The organism is Dyadobacter sp. 3J3, from assembly GCF_009801115.1.
Classification (GTDB): Bacteria; Bacteroidota; Bacteroidia; order Cytophagales; family Spirosomataceae; genus Dyadobacter.
In genome coordinates this window covers 1-15,833 of the sequence record NZ_VTOL01000005.1, presented here as the reverse complement: position 1 = coordinate 15,833, position 15,833 = coordinate 1, and the positions used below count along the sequence as shown (strand labels likewise).

Genomic DNA, 15,833 nt, shown 5'->3' with positions numbered 1-15,833 from the left:
AATATTCTCCAATGTAAAGTATTGATTACAATTTTTCGGCCAGCAACTGATTAACCATTTTAGGATCCGCGGCTCCGTTTGATTTTTTCATGATTTCACCCACGAACAATCCCAACAGACCTTTTTTACCTTTCCGGTAAGCCGCAACCTTATCTGGCATCGATGCAATGACCTCATCTACCAACGATTCCAGCTCATTTGTATTGCTGTTTTGCAGCCAGTTATTTGTTGTAGCGATCTCTTTTGGTGAACGTTTAGGTTCATTTAAAAGAATCGGAAATATTTTTTGTGTCGCAATAGAATTACTGATCACATTGGTTTCCGTCAGCTCGATCAATTCAGCCAAAATCTGTGCTGAAATCGGGAAAGATTCAATATTACCGTCATGCTCGTTGACATAAGATTTCACAGAACCCATCAGCCAGTTTGATGCCGCTTTGTAAGCAGATGTCTTTGCACAAACAGCTTCAAAATATTCAGCCATTTCCTTTGTATCCGTCAGCACCAGCGCATCGTAGACAGGAACACCGTAAACCTTTGTAAATTTCTCACGCAATGCTTGCGGTAAAGCTGGCATTGCGTCCGTAATATCGCTTAACCATTGCTCAGAAATAACAACAGGACTTAGATCCGGATCCGGGAAATAACGATAATCATTCATCGTTTCCTTCACACGCATACCATATGTTTTTCCGCTATCAACGTCAAACATCCGTGTTTCCTGCTGAATGGTTTCACCATTTTCAAGCATTGAAATTTGTCTGCGTGTTTCAAAATTGATAGCACGCATCATATTCCGGATTGAGTTCATGTTTTTAACCTCAACCTTCGTTCCCAGTTTCGTTTCACCTTTTTTACGAAGCGAAACATTAACATCACAACGAAGCGATCCTTCTTCCATATTTCCGTCGCTGATATCCAGATAACGTACCAGACGGCGAATTTCAGTAACAAAAGCGCCTGTTTCTTCCGCCGATCTCAAATCCGGTTCCGAAACCATTTCTACCAACGGAGTTCCTGCGCGGTTATAATCCAGCAAGGTATCTGTATCGCTTCCATCATGAACAGATTTCCCGGCATCTTCTTCCAAATGAATATGATGAAAACGAATATATTTTTCATATAACTTTCCATCATTTCCTTTTACAGAAATCGTAATCCCTCCGTTTTCACAGATTGGTTTTTTATCCTGGGAAATCTGATATCCTTTTGGAAGATCCGGATAGAAATAATTTTTTCTATCAAAAATAGTACGTCTGCTAATGGAACAGCCTAAAGCAAGTCCCATACGAACGGCATATTCCACTGCTTTTTTATTCAGTTTGGGCAAAGTTCCCGGCAACGCCAGTGTTAATGGCCCTATATTGGTATTCGGTTCAGCACCAAAACGGTTCAGGTCCTGAGCGAATAATTTCGATTCTGTTAATAGCTGGCAATGCACTTCAAGACCAATTACCGTTTCGTAGGTGGCAATAAGGTCTTCGGTCAGCTCCGTTGGATTGAGTATGCTTTCAGTCATATTGGTTAAAAATTCTTTGGCAAAGATACAAAAACGGGTCGTCCACCATATGAACGACCCGTTTTTTCTATAATAAACTGCGTCAAATCAACTTATAACGAGTTTATCCAACCTGCAATCACAGCAATATCTGCTTTTGGAACATGCGCCATTGGAGCCATTGGAGGGAAACCAGGCCAATGTTCAGGTTTTGGAGCATGAACCAGTTCTATAATCTGATCCACTGTATATTTCTTTTTGGCTACTTCCGCATACGGAGGGCCAATGATTTTGTCGTAAGGATTGTGACATGCCAAACATGCATGTTTGTTCAGCAATGCTGATACATCAGCAGGTACTGGCTTGCGTTTTGGTTTTTCTTCAGCAGCAGGCGCAGCCATGGCCGTGTCAGATTTTACAGCAGGTGTCGCAGGAGCCGCTGCCGTTTTTGCAGGTTCAGGTGTATCTCTTTTTTCCGCCTGAAGAACTGTAATTGCAGTTGCTTCACGAGCTTTGCTGCCCGTACCATAAAACGTATCGTATTTGGCTTTGTCTTCCGCGGAAGAACAGCCTATCCAGATTGAGGCAGCTATGGCAACTGTTGCCAGAGAAGTAAATTTTTTAAGTGCCATTTTTTTAAACATATTTAAAGTAATTCCGCCAGATTATCGAATTTCACGATTAATCACTACACGAAGAAAGCAAGTTTGTCTTAGATTTCCCTATTGTATATTATAAATCCTCTCATACAGTAAATTTAATATTGCACATAAAAAACTTATTATCAGATATTTAACACAAAAATAGCCTATATAAATTCTTGAAATTTATTATTTATCTAAATTTTATTTGAAATATGTTTTTTAAATAATATGAAATCTTCTTACTTTTGCAGTCCTATTTGTAAAACGATGTAAAGTAATGGCTAAGAAAGGTAATAGAGTACAGGTTATATTGGAATGCACCGAGCAGAAGACTACGGGTGTACCAGGAATGTCACGTTACATAACGACAAAAAATCGGAAAAATACGCCAGGCCGTATGGAATTGAAAAAATTCAATTCTTTCCTAAGACGTTATACTCTTCACAAAGAGATTAAGTAATTACTTTCAATGTTTGCTGACTGAAAAGTGAGCGATATGTCGTAATTACAATAGCATTTAATATATACAATAACATATTAACTATATACAGACATGGCAAAGAAAGTAGTTGCTACCCTGAAAAAAGAAGGCGGTAAATCATTTGCCAAAGTGATTAAAGCCGTTAAGTCTCCAAAAACAGGAGCCTGGACCTTCAAAGAAGAAATGGTGCCTATCGATGGCGTACAAGGTGCCCTTAAAAACTAAGGTGATTTTTCCCTTATGTTTGCAAGGTTTTAATTAGATTGCCCGAAAAGTCCCTAGAGGGACTTTTTTGTTTTACTTTTGGGTTGTAAAAACATTCATGCAGAAGTAATATGATACTTTTGGCATACTAACAAAATTAGATTTTAACCTATACATCAGACTATGGCTTTATTTGGGTTTTTTTCAAAAGAAAAAAAAGAGACATTAGACAAAGGTCTCGAAAAAACCAAAGATAGTTTTTTTGGCAAACTCTCGCGTGCCATCGTTGGTAAAACGACAATCGACGAAGAAGTACTTGACGAACTTGAAGATATTCTTGTCAGCTCTGATGTAGGTGTTGAAACAACTGTAAAAATCATCAAGCGTATCGAGGAACGTGTTGCAAGAGATAAGTATGCAACTACGGCTGAACTTGATATTATTTTACGGGAAGAAATCGCATCCCTTCTTACAGAAAATAAATCTGTTGATGTTACCGATAGTTTTGAAACCGAACATTTGCCAAAACCCTACGTGATTATGGTTGTTGGTGTAAATGGAGTTGGAAAAACGACAACGATTGGAAAACTTGCGCACCAGTTCCACTCCCGTGGACATAAAGTTGTTTTAGGTGCTGCGGATACTTTCCGTGCTGCGGCTGTTGAACAATTAAAACTTTGGGGAAAACGTGTTGATGTTCCTGTGATTGACCACGGCATGAACACAGATCCGTCAGCGGTTGCTTATGACGCTTTGAAACGTGGTATAGAAATCAATGCCGATGTGATCATTATCGACACTGCTGGAAGATTACACACAAAGGTTAATCTGATGAACGAGCTTTCGAAAATCAAGCGCGTTATGCAGAAAATTATTCCCGATGCACCACACGAAGTACTTCTTGTACTCGACGGAAGCACCGGGCAAAATGCCGTCATTCAGGCGCGTGAATTCACAAAAGTTGCTGAAATCTCTGCATTGGCAATAACAAAACTTGATGGAACTGCAAAAGGCGGCGTAGTTATTGGTATTTCTGATGAATTCAAAATCCCGATCAAATACATTGGTGTAGGAGAAAAAATGGAAGATTTACAGGTATTTGATCGGAGTGAATTTGTTGATTCTTTGTTTAAAAAGATTTGATTTCTGCCGTTCATCATTACTGGTGACATATCATTAACTTTTTGATTTTTCCATAACCCGGAAAGTGGTATTTTGAACTATTGTTCATTAAGTATCGCTTTTGACTATGGATAAGAACGATTCATTTTTACTATTTGCCTTCATTTTTGGAATCTTCGGATGGGCAATCTGGAGCCTATTAAGATATACAGATGATACTATTGGAAAGCATTCTGCGTTAAAAATCTCCCGTTCATACCAGATCACTGTATTTCAATATTTTACCAGATTCGAAAATCTTTTGTTTTACTATTTTGGCCTTTCCGGTTTATATTGCCTTAGTAAAGTTCCCAGTACTTTTTCAAGCTCAGTTTATTTATATGACTGGCGGATTTCAGTTGCTCTTATATTTATTTCTTTTATTCTAATTTCCCCATTTATTGGCTATTCATATCTTGATTTGAATTACTGGAAATACACCAAAAACATTCGAATCACATATCATCCGGATGAAAAAACCGTAGAAATTGATTTCCCGGAAAAAACTTATTTAATAAAAGAAGGCGATATTAAAAATATTGAAACAATAAGTAGTGGTGGTAGGGTACGATTTGGGTATTCTATCTATTCACTTATAAATGGAGATTCTTTTATTCTCACTGATCGTACACCGGGAACCTGGGCTATACAGGAATACTTTAAGAAAATCCCTTTTCTATGGACCGAAAAACGATTTCCAGTAATAAAACATGAGTCATTGGTTGAATCAAACCTTATCGAAAAGTAATTTGTTTCAAACAGACTTAATTTTTATCTTTGATCATGGGTAAATTAAAAACTTCAAAAAATAGTCTTGTAGTTCAAGGTCCAGCCATGAACGAAGATGAATTTAAGAGTATGATTAAAGCGGCTGAAAAAGGCCCGTTTTATACTGTGAAGCAGGCATCAGAACGTATACACAATTGGAAGACGAAATACTCGAAGTAGTAATTAGCGAGCAGTCTCTGCTCAGCCTTGAAGAAATATTTATTTATGGAATTGAGACCTTTTCATTTGCTTCTGCAAGCACTTTTCTTGATGAATTAAATCTGCAAATTCAATCTTTGTGCAAAGAATACTTACAACATCCAGAATGCCGGTACTTAGCAACAAAGTCAAAAAAGTATAGAAATATTCGTTTTGGTAGCTATTTGGTGATTTATAAAATTACCTTAATTAGAATCGAAGTTTTGAATATTATTCATGCCAGCAGAAGTATTTCCAAAATAAAAGCCACCCGAAAAATTAAATTATAACATCTTCAGAATCAATAAAATTTAGAGAATTAAACTATTCTATCGCCCGATAGAAATTGCTATTCAAATTTTCACGAACTTTGCACCCCGTTTGACCGTTCATTATCAACTACTTCAAAGGAAACTTTCTGACTTCCGGTTGTGTGATGAATTACTATTCAATAAAAATTAATAGCTAAAAGCTTGACGCCATTAGCTACATCCTATGAAAACCAAAGGAATACGTACAAACAAAGTAAATATTGTCACGCTTGGTTGCTCAAAAAACCTGGTTGACTCCGAAGTTTTATATACCCAGTTAAAGGGAAACGGATTCGATGTAACGCATGAATCAAAAAAGGATAATTCCCAGATTGTAGTGATCAATACCTGCGGTTTTATTGACAATGCAAAGGAAGAATCGATCAACACAATTCTTCGTTATGCAGATGCAAAAGCAGCCGGAATTGTGGATAAAGTGTATGTAACAGGCTGTTTGTCGCACCGCTACAAAGATGAACTTTCCATTGAAATACCTACCGTAGATGCCTGGTTTGGCACCAATGAGCTTCCACGTTTGCTTAAAACACTAAAAGCAGATTATAAACATGAACTTGTAGGTGAACGTCTTCTGACTACACCAACACATTACGCTTACATGAAAATTGCCGAAGGCTGCGACAGACCTTGCAGTTTTTGTGCTATTCCCATTATGCGCGGAAGCCACGTTTCCCGTCCGATTGATGAATTGGTAAAAGAAGCAAAGTCATTGGCTAAACGCGGTACCAAAGAATTAATCCTGATCGCTCAGGATCTTACTTACTACGGTCTGGATATTTATAAAAAGAGAAATCTTTCTGATTTAATGGCTCAACTTTCTGATGTTGAAGGTATTGAGTGGATCAGATTACAATATGCATATCCGGCAGGTTTCCCAATGGACGTTCTGGATGTGATGAAGGAACGCAGCAATATTTGTAAATACCTGGATATGCCATTGCAGTCAGGTTCTTCAGAAATTTTGAAATCCATGCGCAGAGGAATTTCACGTGAGAAAACGGAATCTTTGATTTATTCAATTCGTGAAAAACTTCCTGAAATTACATTGCGTACGACACTGATCGTTGGCCACCCTGGAGAAACCGAAGCACTTTTTGATGAAACCTACGAGTTTGTTGAAAAAATGCGTTTCGACCGTTTAGGAGCATTCCAATATTCTCATGAAGATAATACGCATTCCTACTCAATGCCTGATGACATTCCTGCGGAAATCAAACAGGAACGTGCCGATGCAATCATGGAATTGCAACAGGGAATTTCTCATGAATTAAATCAGCAGAAAATCGGCAATACCTACAAAGTTCTTTTCGATCGCAAGGAAGGTGGATACTTTATCGGCCGTACTGAATTTGATTCCCCGGAAGTTGATAATGAAGTTCTTGTTCCGGCAAGTCAGTATGTTCGTCTTGGTGATTTTGCTAATGTAAAAATCAATAATGCTGAGGAGTTTGATTTGTATGGGGATGTTGTTGTGTAACGAATCGTTAAAATAAATTTTTCATAATCTGGGTCTTTACTAATTTTGCAACTTATCCGCAAAATAATAATTATTACAAAACATGTTGCAACGCATTCAATCCATCTTTTTGGCCATTACAATTATTGGAATGGGCATTTTTGTTTCGTTTCCGCTCTGGACTAAAATAGCCGCCGCAGGAGATCAGCAGATTTCTTTAACAGCACTGAAACTTACACATCAGATTAATCCGGTTCAGTCCAATATTGATTCAGTTCCGTATTTGTTGGTTCTTGCCATTGTAATTGCAGGAGTTGCTGCCTTTTCATTAATTAAATTCCGTAACCGGATTTTGCAGTCTGCCTTATGCGCAGTGAATTCAATTTTAATGAGTACGCTTCTTGGTCTGGTTATTTATTTAACTTTTTACAAAGCAGCCAAATTATTTGATCCGCAGATTCCAGGTGATTATACCATAGGATTTTACGGCCTTGTAGGGGCGATGCTTGCCAATGTGATGGCCAACCGTTATATCCGTAAGGATGAAAAAACCGTTCAGCAATCAAACCGTTTGAGATAATTTTCAGAAAATATTTTAGTAAAAAGGGCTTGAAAAACGAAAGTAAAACTTTCAATTTCCAAGCCCTTTTTATGCTTAATTTTTATTTTTTATACCAAACCTTCCCGTAACAAATCGTGCAGATGAACAAATCCTTTTACGATATTTCCATCAACCACCACCACATGTGTTATGCTTTTTGATTGCATAATTTCCAAAGCCTTCACGGCAAAATCTTCCGGATCGACGCAAATCGGTGATGCCGTCATAATATCACAAGCCTTCAAGTGTAATAGTTCTTCACCCGAATGCTGATTTAACATACGTCTTAAATCGCCATCGGTAATAATTCCTGCCATTTCTCCTTTGGCATTATTTACCGCCGTTACACCAAGTCTTTTAGAGGTAATTTCCATTATAACCTGTTTTAACGTGGCATTTTCATCAACAATCGGAAGTGTATTGTTTGGATAAATATCACACACTTTCAGGTACAATCTTTTCCCAAGTGCACCGCCCGGATGATATTTGGCAAAATCCTGACGTGTAAACCCTCTCGTTTCCAACAAAGATATAGCCAGCGCGTCACCCAACGCCATCGCGACCGTTGTACTGGTTGTTGGTGCTAAATTGTGCGAATCTGCTTCGTTAGGTGCATAGGCATTTAAAATAAATTGAGCATGTTGTGCAAGGTAAGAATCGGTATTACTGACCATCGCGATAATCGGAACGCCGGTACGTTTCAAAAGCGGAACTAAAACTTTTATTTCAGGCGTATCACCGCTTTTTGATATGACCAAAACCACATCATTATCCTGGATCATACCCAAATCTCCGTGAATTGCGTCCGCAGCGTGCATAAATAATGCCGGAGTACCAGTAGAATTCAGGGTTGCCACAATTTTCTGTGCAATGATTGCACTTTTACCAATTCCCGAAACAACGACCCGCCCACCGGAATTTAAAATGGCATATACGCATTTTTCAAATTCGTCATCAATCCTTTCAACAAGATTCTGTAAAGCAATAGCTTCATGCAGTATCACATTCTTTGCGATGGACTGAATATTTTTTATTAATTTCAAATCTGAATTACAGTTTTATTGAGAACTAATTCTAATTTTTAAGATCAAAGACAAAGATAGAGACTTTTGGGATATCCATTTTGTTGACAAAGTATGGTAAAGCAGGTTGATAATGTCGTTTTAGGCACATTAAAAGAAAGACTCAAAGAAATATTTGGTTACAGTCAGTTTCGGGGAGAGCAAGAAGTTATAATTCAAAATATTCTGCTGGGCAAAAATACTTTCGTTATTATGCCAACGGGAGCAGGAAAATCACTTTGCTATCAGTTGCCGGCACTGGTGACGGAAGGTATGACAATCGTTATATCTCCGCTTATTGCCCTTATGAAAAATCAGGTTGACCAGCTGACAGCATTTGGGATAAACGCACAATTTCTTAATTCTACGCTGACGAAGGCGGAGATGACGAGAGTAAAAAACGATGCCCTGGACGGAAGTTTAAAACTTCTTTACATCGCACCGGAATCTTTGACAAAAGAAGAAAATCTTGAATTTCTGAAAAGAGTTAAAATTTCTTTTGTCGCTATTGACGAAGCACATTGTATTTCTGAATGGGGACATGATTTCCGTCCGGAATATCGCCGCATTTACGGGATTATCGAAAATATCGGTAACCTTCCGATCATTGCGCTTACTGCTACTGCCACGCCGAAAGTTCAACAGGATATCCGTAAAAATTTACAAATGGAAGAAGCCGAGACTTTCAAGTCTTCCTTCAACCGGAAAAATCTTTATTACGAGATCCGCGCTAAAAAAGATACTAAAAAACAACTGATCCGCTATGTCCGCAACAACAAGGGCAAATCGGGAATTGTATATTGTTTGAGCCGAAAAACGGTTGAAGAAATTGCTGAATTGCTTTCTGTAAACGACGTAAAAGCACTGCCATACCACGCCGGTCTGGATAGTAATACGCGTATGGCAAACCAGGATGCATTTCTGAATGAAGATGTTGACGTAATTGTTGCCACGATTGCTTTTGGAATGGGCATTGACAAGCCTGATGTTCGTTTTGTGATTCACTACGATGTGCCAAAATCGCTTGAAGGCTATTATCAGGAAACGGGCAGGGCCGGACGTGATGGTCTCGAAGGAAATTGTTTGATGTTTTACAGCTATGATGACATTCAGAAACTGGAAAAATTCAATAAGGACAAAACCGTTACCGAACGCGATAATGCACGCCATTTGCTGAATGAAATGGTTGCGTATTCTACTTTGGGCGTTTGCCGGAGAAGACAACTTTTAAGCTACTTTGGTGAATATCTTGATAAGGATTGTGGATTCTGCGACAATTGTGTCAAACCAACTGAAAAACGAAAAGTTCAGGATGAAGTGGTACTTGTACTTCGCGCGGTTCATTTAACCGAACAACGCTTTGATGGCGAACATATTACCGATCTGATTACTGCAACTGATAATCAATACGTCCGTAGTTACGAACATGACAAACTGGACGTTTTTGGGAAAGGTACTGAACTCAATGAATCCCGTGAATACTGGATTTCAACGATTCGCCAGCTGGTTATTTTAAATTATCTTGAAAAAGATATTGAGAACTACGGCATACTTAAAATTGGAGAAAAAGGTCTTAATTACATCAATGACCCCTATCCGGTAACACTTTACAAAGACCATAACTTCGAAGAAGAAGAGGTAAAAGTGGAGGATGATGCCGATGCAGCATCAGGAGGAAGCGCACATGCGTATGATGAAGCGCTTTTAGGCATGTTGAAGGCACTTCGTAAAAAAGTTGCCAAAGAAAAAGATCTGCCTCCATACGTTATTTTCCAGGATCCGTCTCTGGAAGAAATGGCAACAACTTATCCTACCACACAACAGGAAATGGCGCAGATTAATGGCGTCGGAATGGGTAAGGTGCAGAAATTCGGACGTCAGTTTATTGATCTTATTACAAGATATGTAGAAGAAAATGATATTGAAACGGCGAAAGATGTTGTCATAAAATCAACGGTTAACAAATCCAAGATCAAGATTTTTATCATTCAGCAGGTTGATAGAAAAATAAGTCTGGATGAAATTGCCGATGTTAAAAATATGCCACTGGGCGATATTATTGAAGAAGTCGAACATATCTGTTACTCAGGAACAAAATTGAATCTTGACTACTACATCAATCAGGTGATTGATAAAGAACGTCAGCAGGATATTTATGATTATTTCATGAGTGCTGAAACAGATAATATCGCAGCAGCATTAGACGAATTTTCAGGTGACGATGTCAGCGAAGAAGAATTGAGACTAGTGCGAATTAAGTTTTTATCAGAATTGGCGAATTAATCCATATGTAGGCAAGGATTTTGCCTGTGAAGATTTGTTCGTTAAAATTATTATTATCAGGTTATGAATGTACTTATATTGGGATCAGGCGGACGTGAACACGCTTTTGCCTGGAAAATTGCCCAAAGCCCTCTTTGTGACAGTTTGTTTGTAGCGCCGGGGAATGCCGGTACCGCCACTGTGGCGACAAATATTCCAATTTCTTATAATGATTTTGATTCCGTTGCAACGGCTGTTCTTGAAAACAGCATAGAATTGGTTATCGTTGGTCCCGAAGAACCGCTGGTGAATGGGATTGTTGATTATTTTGAAGGACGCGCTGATCTTGCCAAAATCAAGATTATCGGACCTAATGCAGCAGGTGCTCAATTGGAAGGAAGTAAAGATTTCTCCAAGGCATTTATGCAAAAATATAACATTCCAACAGCAGCTTCCCGCACATTTACAGCGGAGACTTTGGAAAGTGGTCTTGAATATATTGAGAACCACGCCTTGCCAATTGTGCTCAAAGCGGATGGACTTGCGGCAGGAAAAGGCGTTATAATCGCTGAGAAGAAAGCGGACGCTGAGATTGCTTTCAAAGAAATGCTGATTGACGGCAAATTTGGAACAGCAGGAAATAAAGTCGTAATTGAGCAATTCTTGAAAGGAATTGAACTTTCAGTATTTGTACTTTGTGACGGAGAAAATTACAAAATTCTGCCAGAAGCGAAGGATTACAAAAGAATCGGCGAAAATGATACCGGGCTAAATACCGGAGGAATGGGCGCCGTTTCACCCGTAGCATTTGCTGATGCGAATTTTTTAAGAAAAGTTGAAGAAAAAGTTGTGAAACCTACACTGCACGGTTTGAAAAGTGAAGGGATCAAATATGTAGGATTTATATTTATCGGATTGATGAATATAAAAGGTGAACCTTTCGTCATTGAGTACAATACACGTATGGGCGATCCGGAAACGGAAGTGGTTTTACCTCGTATTCAATCTGATTTCCTGATACTTTTAGCTGCAACAGCAAAAGGTACTTTACAAGATATTGAAATGACAATTTCTCCACAAGTGGCTGTTACAACGGTTCTTGTTTCGGATGGATACCCGGGAGATTACGAAAAGGGGAAAGTAATTTCCGGCAGTGATAAGCTTGAGGATGTATTTCTGTTTCATGCAGGAACTACATTCAATGCAAATACCGAAGTCGTGACGAATGGAGGCCGCGTGATGGTTTTGACCGGAATGGCAAATTCGCTTGAAAATGCAGTCCGTAAATCGCAGCGCGCCGCGCAAGCGATTCAGTTTGAGGGTAAATATTTCAGACACGACATCGGTATGGATTTAATTCGTTATAACTCTTGATGAAGACGATGAACTATGGGATGTGGATCATGTGCATCCGGCGGGTGCGGTACTAAAGAAGGATCGGCCGTCTCAGGATGTGGAAGTAATGGAACCTGTGGTACAGGTGGATGTAATAAAATGAACGTTTTCGACTGGCTCAGCCACATGGATGTGCCTGCAAGCCAGAAGTTTGACGTTGTTGAAGTTAAATTCAAAGGCGGAAGAAAAGAATATTTCCGTAATATAAATCAACTGGATTTTTTCACTGGCGACTATGTTGTTTGTGAAATGGCCTCTGGCCAGCATGTAGGAACAATATCCTTACAAGGCGAGCTTGTACGCCTTCAGATGAAGCGTAAAAACGTTGCGATCAGTGATGACATTCATGTTATTTACCGGATTGCCAACGAAAAAGATTTGGACAAACACACGCAGGCAATGGCACGAGAAATGCCTACGCTTTATCGTACACGGGAAATTATCCGTGAGATGAAACTGAATATGAAATTATCTGACGTTGAATTTCAGTCAGATAATACCAAAACTACTTTTTACTATTCTTCTGAGGAACGTGTTGATTTTCGGGAATTGATCAAATCTCTGGCTTCTGAATTTAAGGTTCGGATTGAAATGAGGCAGATCAGCCTTCGTCAGGAAGCGAGCCGTTTAGGCGGATTAGGTTCTTGCGGACGTGAACTTTGCTGTTCAACCTGGCTTACGGATTTTAAGAATATCTCAACATCGGCTGCACGATATCAAAATCTTTCGCTGAATCCTGCAAAACTTTCAGGACAATGCGGACGGTTAAAATGCTGTTTGAATTATGAGTTGGAAACTTATATCGATGCATTGCGTGATATTCCAACGGTAGATGTTCCTTTAAAAACCAAAAAAGGTACAGCGACGCTTCAAAAAACCGACATTTTCAAAAAGATCATGTGGTTCGGTTTTGAAAAGGATACAAACTGGTACCCGGTAGCGATCGACAAAGTTTTGGAGATCATGGAGCTGAACAAGAACAATGTGATTCCAGAATCACTTGAAATTCTGACTCCGGAACCTGAGAAAAAACTTGACAGAGGTGCTCAGTCACTCAACAGTGATCTGGCTAATCTTGATCGCAAGTACAGCGAAGAACAGAAAAAGAAGAAAAAGAAGAAAAACAGGAGCGGTAATAAAAACCGTGGAGCCAAGCCACCGCAGGCGGCGACACCTACAAGTCCTCAATAAAATAAAAAAAATGAGCTGTAAAATTGATATTTTGCAGCTCATTTTCTTTTAAACCAAACCCAACACATTCTTGAAAAATCATGTCATTCGTCTGGCGGAGATTGCCAACCAGCCTTCGCGACGCATCATAGGACTTATGTCCGGCACATCTTTGGACGGACTTGACGTTGCACTTTGCAAAATTCAGGGAAGTGGAACGGATACAATTTTAGCAGTTGAGCAATTTGCCACCGTTCCCTTCACAGAAGAATTTCGTGACAACATTCGTGAGATTTTTGCAAAACGGGAAATCGATTTTCAACATTTGTGTGTATTAAATCCATTAATCGGATTGGAACATGGTCGTATGATTCTGGAATGTTTGAAAAAATGGAATATTCCGGCGGAAGAAATCGATCTTATTGCAAGTCATGGACAAACGGTTTTTCACGCGCCAAAAAAACAGCATAATCTTCCCGGTTTCCCAAATTCAACTTTACAAATTGGAGATGGAGACCATATTTCTGTAACAACCAATATTATTACCCTTAGCGATTTTCGGCAAAAACATATTGCGGCAGGCGGAGAAGGTGCGCCACTAGCCGTTTACGGTGATTATTTTCTGTTTTCCCAAAAAGGCGAAAACAGAATTTTACTGAATATGGGCGGTATTGCCAATTTTACTTATTTGCCCGGTTCCTTAGATCCGTCTGATATTTTTACAACCGATACCGGTCCGGGAAATACTTTGATTGATGCTTTTGCCCGACAGTTTTTCAACATTCCTTATGATGATAACGGAGCTATTGCAGCCAGCGGTTCTGTGAATGAAATTTTATTGAATGCGATGAAATCTCTTTCATTTTTCGAGGCGCCGTTTCCAAAAACAACAGGCCCGGAAGTTTTCAATAGAGATTTTGTCAATAATCTGATCTATAAAAATCATCTGTCTGAAATTTCTCAGGAAGATATTCTTGCCACGTTGACACGATTTAGTGCGGATACTATTTCAAGTGCTATTCTGCGCATGATCAAACCTGATGAAACCTATAAGATTTATGCAAGTGGCGGCGGCGCGCATAATCCGGTACTGATGGCGGCGATTCATGAACAATTACCAAACTGTCATTTGTCTCTTATCGACGACCTTGGCGTATCCAGAGATGCGAAGGAAGCGGTGTTATTTGCCGTTTTAGCTAACGAAACTGTTGCGGGTGGAGAAGTTGCCTTTGGAGAGCGTGAAGGTGTCCCTAGCGTGACGATGGGGAAGATTTCATTTCCGGGGTGAAAAATTATTACTTGGAAAAGAGAGCAACTTTGGTATCTATCAATAAACTTATAGGTTTGGTTATTGCTCACCTTCATTAATATGAATGATATCTACCTAAAATTTGGCCAAAGCAAAAAATGCTATCTAAAGTACCGCCCCCCTTGCAGAAAGCTTGGATAGCACTTTTTCTAAAATATTAATTTTGGCAAATATTTTTTGTTATCCTAAAAAACGTTAAATAATAATGCAAACAAGTGAGAAGATTGCATTCTCCTTGTACTATTTCAGAAATCTTTCTTGAAACGCATTCATCCCCTTTTTATGTGTTTCGTTGGTTAACATAAAATGGTTATAAAATCTAGTATCCACATCCGGGTTTTGTACTGGTCTTCGGAGCTTTTAGATTCCTAGATGGATTGCATTATAAAGGTTATAGAAGATAATTTGTGACAAATTTTCTTTTTTAAGTCTCATATGAGCATTAATTGTACTCATTTGTTTACGGAAAGGGAAAAGCAGATTTTAGAATTTATTGCTAAGGGATTCACTTCTGTTGCTATATCTGAGATATTAATAATTAGTTGAATCTAAGTAGTATAACCTTTAATGTAGACAATATTGATTATGAAAATTGCTCAATATCTGTTTCTAATGTAGCAATGCCTACTACCACTTGGTCCGGAGGTCCTAGCGATATTACTAATATGCCAGGTTTTACGCAATGGTTTAATAACTTAACCCCAACAGAGAAAACATGGGTTCAAAATAATTGGACTGCAGCTGGGAAAGCTTTCGTAAATTATTTAAATGCAGAGACAACTTCAAGACTATATTATAGTAAAGCTAATCCGAGTAAATCAGAAATCATTAATCCATTACTTCTTCCTGATAAAGATGGGACTAATCAAAATGCTTTCAAACACGTTTTGGCAGCAGCCCTACACACAAAATATCTTGGTTCCCCCACCGCGTGGACAATAGTTTCTAATCATGAGCTAGGTACACCAGAAAATCTTTTCAAGCAGATGGATATAGCGAATAATGGTATTGGGATTAATATTGGAAATGAATGTAGTTGTAGTGAATCTGAAATAGCAACTGCTGTAAAAAAGCTCGTTGACAAAGGAGGAGCTTACAGGGCAGTTATAAACAATATAAATACTCCCACTTTACAAAGAACAAACAAAGCCACGAATGACGAAAACTATTAACCTGAGTTCGATTTTAAAATAGAGTAATTTGATTTGTATTACTTGTTTCAAATTTGATGGCAGGCTTTTTGGGAAAGAAACAATAAGCAATCAACCCTGATATCAGGTTGGTTATAAAGTTGCC

Annotated in this window: 16 protein-coding genes; 13 read left to right on the top strand and 3 right to left on the bottom strand. The window is 38.7% G+C overall.

Annotation, left to right across the window (positions count from 1 at the left end; translation table 11 throughout):
* Positions 1 to 25: 25 nt before the first annotated feature.
* Together gatB and FZF08_RS11945 are read right to left on the bottom strand one after the other, a co-directional pair.
* Positions 26 to 1,519, bottom strand: coding sequence for an Asp-tRNA(Asn)/Glu-tRNA(Gln) amidotransferase subunit GatB (gene gatB, locus FZF08_RS11950; RefSeq protein ID WP_159469051.1), 1,494 nt, complete (start codon positions 1,517 to 1,519; stop codon positions 26 to 28).
* Between the two features lie 92 nt (positions 1,520 to 1,611).
* A complete protein-coding gene (locus FZF08_RS11945; protein ID WP_159469049.1) occupies positions 1,612 to 2,130 on the bottom strand; it encodes a hypothetical protein in 519 nt (172 codons plus the stop codon).
* 289 nt (positions 2,131 to 2,419) lie between these two features.
* On the opposite strand from FZF08_RS11945, the gene rpmG reads away from it, so the two are divergent.
* The 7 genes from rpmG (at position 2,420) to FZF08_RS11910 (ending at position 7,319) form a co-directional block, all read left to right on the top strand.
* The gene (gene rpmG, locus FZF08_RS11940) at positions 2,420 to 2,602 is read left to right on the top strand and encodes a 50S ribosomal protein L33 (protein ID WP_137341032.1); all 183 of its coding nucleotides are present in this window, start codon (positions 2,420 to 2,422) and stop codon (positions 2,600 to 2,602) included.
* Positions 2,603 to 2,695: 93 nt separating this feature from the next.
* Positions 2,696 to 2,848, top strand: coding sequence for a DUF4295 domain-containing protein (locus tag FZF08_RS11935; protein ID WP_159469047.1), 153 nt, complete (start codon positions 2,696 to 2,698; stop codon positions 2,846 to 2,848).
* Positions 2,849 to 3,010: 162 nt separating this feature from the next.
* The gene (gene ftsY, locus FZF08_RS11930) at positions 3,011 to 3,970 is read left to right on the top strand and encodes a signal recognition particle-docking protein FtsY (RefSeq protein ID WP_159469045.1); all 960 of its coding nucleotides are present in this window, start codon (positions 3,011 to 3,013) and stop codon (positions 3,968 to 3,970) included.
* Positions 3,971 to 4,076: 106 nt separating this feature from the next.
* Positions 4,077 to 4,736: a hypothetical protein gene (locus tag FZF08_RS11925; protein ID WP_159469043.1), complete on the top strand. Its 660-nt coding sequence runs from the start codon at positions 4,077 to 4,079 to the stop codon at positions 4,734 to 4,736.
* A gap of 175 nt (positions 4,737 to 4,911) precedes the next feature.
* On the top strand, positions 4,912 to 5,244 hold the full coding sequence (locus tag FZF08_RS11920; protein WP_159469041.1) for a type II toxin-antitoxin system RelE/ParE family toxin: 333 nt from the start codon (positions 4,912 to 4,914) through the stop codon (positions 5,242 to 5,244).
* 205 nt (positions 5,245 to 5,449) lie between these two features.
* Positions 5,450 to 6,760 carry a 30S ribosomal protein S12 methylthiotransferase RimO gene (gene rimO / locus FZF08_RS11915; protein ID WP_159469039.1) on the top strand — a complete coding sequence of 437 codons (1,311 nt, stop codon included), beginning with the start codon at positions 5,450 to 5,452 and terminating at the stop codon, positions 6,758 to 6,760.
* 82 nt (positions 6,761 to 6,842) lie between these two features.
* On the top strand, positions 6,843 to 7,319 hold the full coding sequence (locus tag FZF08_RS11910; protein ID WP_159469037.1) for a DUF4293 domain-containing protein: 477 nt from the start codon (positions 6,843 to 6,845) through the stop codon (positions 7,317 to 7,319).
* An 89-nt stretch (positions 7,320 to 7,408) separates the two neighbouring features.
* Here FZF08_RS11910 and FZF08_RS11905 read toward each other — a convergent pair whose 3' ends face one another.
* The gene (locus FZF08_RS11905) at positions 7,409 to 8,383 is read right to left on the bottom strand and encodes an SIS domain-containing protein (RefSeq protein WP_159469035.1); all 975 of its coding nucleotides are present in this window, start codon (positions 8,381 to 8,383) and stop codon (positions 7,409 to 7,411) included.
* 93 nt (positions 8,384 to 8,476) lie between these two features.
* On the opposite strand from FZF08_RS11905, the gene recQ reads away from it, so the two are divergent.
* The 6 genes from recQ to FZF08_RS11875 all read left to right on the top strand — a co-directional run bounded on the left by recQ (position 8,477) and on the right by FZF08_RS11875 (position 15,709).
* Positions 8,477 to 10,684, top strand: a complete 2,208-nt coding sequence (gene recQ / locus FZF08_RS11900) for a DNA helicase RecQ (RefSeq protein WP_159469033.1) — start codon at positions 8,477 to 8,479, stop codon at positions 10,682 to 10,684.
* Between the two features lie 63 nt (positions 10,685 to 10,747).
* Positions 10,748 to 12,037, top strand: a complete 1,290-nt coding sequence (gene purD, locus FZF08_RS11895) for a phosphoribosylamine--glycine ligase (RefSeq protein WP_159469031.1) — start codon at positions 10,748 to 10,750, stop codon at positions 12,035 to 12,037.
* A 15-nt stretch (positions 12,038 to 12,052) separates the two neighbouring features.
* On the top strand, positions 12,053 to 13,249 hold the full coding sequence (locus FZF08_RS11890; RefSeq protein ID WP_159469029.1) for a regulatory iron-sulfur-containing complex subunit RicT: 1,197 nt from the start codon (positions 12,053 to 12,055) through the stop codon (positions 13,247 to 13,249).
* Between the two features lie 70 nt (positions 13,250 to 13,319).
* Positions 13,320 to 14,516, top strand: coding sequence for an anhydro-N-acetylmuramic acid kinase (locus FZF08_RS11885; RefSeq protein ID WP_159469027.1), 1,197 nt, complete (start codon positions 13,320 to 13,322; stop codon positions 14,514 to 14,516).
* Positions 14,517 to 14,972: 456 nt separating this feature from the next.
* The gene (locus tag FZF08_RS32285; RefSeq protein WP_159469025.1) at positions 14,973 to 15,083 is read left to right on the top strand and encodes a LuxR C-terminal-related transcriptional regulator; all 111 of its coding nucleotides are present in this window, start codon (positions 14,973 to 14,975) and stop codon (positions 15,081 to 15,083) included.
* Positions 15,080 to 15,709 (top strand): DUF6973 domain-containing protein, encoded by a 630-nt coding sequence (locus tag FZF08_RS11875; protein ID WP_159469023.1) that lies wholly within the window; start codon positions 15,080 to 15,082, stop codon positions 15,707 to 15,709. The genes FZF08_RS32285 and FZF08_RS11875 overlap by 4 nt, the downstream gene beginning before the upstream one ends.
* The last annotated feature ends 124 nt before the right edge of the window (positions 15,710 to 15,833 follow it).

Coding starts and splice junctions, on each gene's coding strand:
- FZF08_RS11925 (WP_159469043.1), top strand. CDS start 4,077: ATGGATAAGAACGATTCATTTTTACTATTTGCCTTCATTTTTGGAATC.
- FZF08_RS11945 (WP_159469049.1), bottom strand. CDS start 2,130: ATGGCACTTAAAAAATTTACTTCTCTGGCAACAGTTGCCATAGCTGCC.
- purD (WP_159469031.1), top strand. CDS start 10,748: ATGAATGTACTTATATTGGGATCAGGCGGACGTGAACACGCTTTTGCC.
- rimO (WP_159469039.1), top strand. CDS start 5,450: ATGAAAACCAAAGGAATACGTACAAACAAAGTAAATATTGTCACGCTT.
- FZF08_RS11935 (WP_159469047.1), top strand. CDS start 2,696: ATGGCAAAGAAAGTAGTTGCTACCCTGAAAAAAGAAGGCGGTAAATCA.
- FZF08_RS11910 (WP_159469037.1), top strand. CDS start 6,843: ATGTTGCAACGCATTCAATCCATCTTTTTGGCCATTACAATTATTGGA.
- FZF08_RS32285 (WP_159469025.1), top strand. CDS start 14,973: ATGAGCATTAATTGTACTCATTTGTTTACGGAAAGGGAAAAGCAGATT.
- FZF08_RS11890 (WP_159469029.1), top strand. CDS start 12,053: ATGGGATGTGGATCATGTGCATCCGGCGGGTGCGGTACTAAAGAAGGA.
- ftsY (WP_159469045.1), top strand. CDS start 3,011: ATGGCTTTATTTGGGTTTTTTTCAAAAGAAAAAAAAGAGACATTAGAC.
- recQ (WP_159469033.1), top strand. CDS start 8,477: ATGGTAAAGCAGGTTGATAATGTCGTTTTAGGCACATTAAAAGAAAGA.
- rpmG (WP_137341032.1), top strand. CDS start 2,420: ATGGCTAAGAAAGGTAATAGAGTACAGGTTATATTGGAATGCACCGAG.
- gatB (WP_159469051.1), bottom strand. CDS start 1,519: ATGACTGAAAGCATACTCAATCCAACGGAGCTGACCGAAGACCTTATT.